This is a genomic window from Mesorhizobium sp. M7A.F.Ca.CA.001.10.2.1 (assembly GCF_003998575.1).
GTDB lineage: Bacteria > Pseudomonadota > Alphaproteobacteria > Rhizobiales > Rhizobiaceae > Mesorhizobium.
The window spans coordinates 1-2,140 of record NZ_RZQY01000240.1; the positions used below are offsets into that span (position 1 = coordinate 1).

A 2,140-nucleotide genomic window follows, 5' to 3' on the forward strand; every position below is an offset into this window, starting at 1 on the left:
CAGCAGGGTCAGTGCTTCGATGTCAACGCCGTTCGGAATCGGCGCCGTCAGCCGGGCGTCTGATGGCGCGGTTTTCTGCTGGGCGGGCGAGACCGCATGGAGCCAGAGATCACCGCGCGTGGGGCGCAATGCCGCGGCCGGATACCAATCCAATGGCAGGTGGAGGGTCACCAAGGTCGGACCATCGTCGGGCAGATAAGCGTCGAAATCTATGCCGTGCAGATGAACCACGTCGATGGGCCATCGGGCACGGGCAGCCGCGATCGCCTCGCGATGGGCCTGTTGCGCGCGGCTCTTCGCCGCCTCGTCGAGTACGCCGTTTTCGGCCGGTATTTCCACAAGCGTGCCGCTCGTTCTGGAGCCTCGGCAGCCAATGACGATAGATCGATGACCGGCCTGAACCAGTGCCCGATCGAGCATCGACAGAACCTGTTCGGCACCGCCGACAGCGTCGGGGCCGACGGGCGCGAGAGGGTAGGCGACATTGAGGACGGTGAGTGTCTCGCCTGGGCGCGTCTCGTTGCCCTGCGCCGTATCTCCACCTGTCAACGGCGTCGCGAAGTCCTGCATCTGATGCATGGGCAGCATGACATTTCACGCGGCCGAGGCCCGCTGCGTGGGGAGCGAGGCGGATGTCATGCCAGGCGCATAGCGGCGGATCATGGTTGAACAGAATTCAGCGAACTCCTCCGGCACCAGGGGCGGGCTGGTGTGGTGGGGCATCATTCCGCGGTGCTGAGGTGTGAAGCAGAAGGTGACCGTCACATCGAAATCGGCGAGTGCTTCCATCTGCCGGTCGAACCAGTCCAGCGCATTCGGCCGAAAACTGTCCGCCCAGGAAAGCCCGGTACGCATATTGGTGACACCCAGCCGCTTCATCCAGGCGACGGCATCGTCCAGCCGCGGGTCTTCGAAATGAAACCACTGCACCAGGCCCATTGCGGGTGTATGGCGCAGGAATTCCTCCAGCGCGGGCTTTGGCGTGCCGTCCTGGCGTAGCAGCCCCATATGGAAATGACGATAGTAAGAGGAGCCCTCGGCTTCGCGGTGACGCGTCGTTGCTTCCCATTCACGCGGAAGATCGTAGAGGCTGTACCACTGGATGCGTGGCGCATTGCCGAGCAGCAATTCAGCTGTGCGCTTGAGCCCCCAGACTTGGATTTCCTCGGCGCCGAAGGTCGATACGCCGACTTCGCTGACCCAGATGGGAAGATCGGTGACGGTCGCGATCTCGCCGATCTTCTGCGGCCATTCCTGGATCTGCCACAGATTCCAGTCGAGGGGAAAGCCGTGCACGGCGACGGCATCGACATGATCCAGCACGCCGAATTCCTTCATGCGGGTGATGAACCCCGGATCTATTGGCGAGATGCCACCGAGCACTTTGGTCAAAGCCGGGTTTTCAGATGCGATTGCGTCCGCCGCCAGGATTGCCATCCCGGCGAAGCGGCTCCAATCGGGGTCGAGCTCGGGATCCCAATGCGATTTGTTATTGGGCTCGTTCCAGATCATCGCGGCTTCAATCATGGCGCTGTCCTTTCGAGGGGTAGACGGGACCCCCACTGGCCGCGTCGCCGGCGGCGCGGCAGAAATAGACCTCCTGTTCGGGGTGCAGAACGATCTCGAAACCGGCGCTGCGCAGCATCGCTTCGGTGCAGGCGCGGTTGGGTATCCACCAGTTGGTCGGGTCATCGGCATAGCGGTGCTCGATGAAATGGAGCTTGGGAAATTCCGGCCGGTCGAACAGGTCATGCGTCCAGAAATGATAGTTCTCTTCCATCTCGGGCAGATCTGTGCTGCCGCGCTGCATGGACTGGAAGATCATCAGGTCACCGGCGACGTGCTCACGGATAAGGTCGAGCGCGAGCAAGGGGTGGCGCAGGTGATAAAGCACCCCCATGAACAGCACGACATCGAACGTTTCACTCAGGGCGCCGACGTCGTAGACCGAAAGTTTCTGGAATTCGATCTCGCAATCGGCGATCTCGGCGGCAAAGCGGGCCTGCGCCAGATAGGCCTCATCGAAATCGATGCCGAGGACACGGGCAGCACCTCGCCGTTTCATCTCGATGGAATAGAAACCGGCATTGCAACCAATATCCAACACCGTCTTGCCTGTCAGATCGGCGGGAAAGGCCTC

General features: G+C 61.7%; 2 protein-coding genes and 1 pseudogene. All 3 read right to left on the minus strand.

The genetic code is table 11. The features are described from left to right. The coding region (locus EN964_RS16805; RefSeq protein WP_245490659.1) for a glycosyltransferase at nucleotides 1-588 on the minus strand (588 nt) is incomplete at its 3' end. A gap of 6 nt (nucleotides 589-594) precedes the next feature. Further along, nucleotides 595-1,527, minus strand: coding sequence for a beta-xylosidase (locus EN964_RS16810; RefSeq protein ID WP_127269611.1), 933 nt, complete (start codon nucleotides 1,525-1,527; stop codon nucleotides 595-597). Beyond that, nucleotides 1,520-2,140: pseudogene (locus EN964_RS16815) on the minus strand (TIGR04290 family methyltransferase); the annotation flags it as partial. The gene EN964_RS16810 and the pseudogene EN964_RS16815, both read right to left, overlap by 8 nt.

Bases quoted from the DNA above. Each gene is read 5' to 3' on its own strand.
- EN964_RS16810 (WP_127269611.1), bottom strand. From the start codon at position 1,527: ATGATTGAAGCCGCGATGATCTGGAACGAGCCCAATAACAAATCGCAT.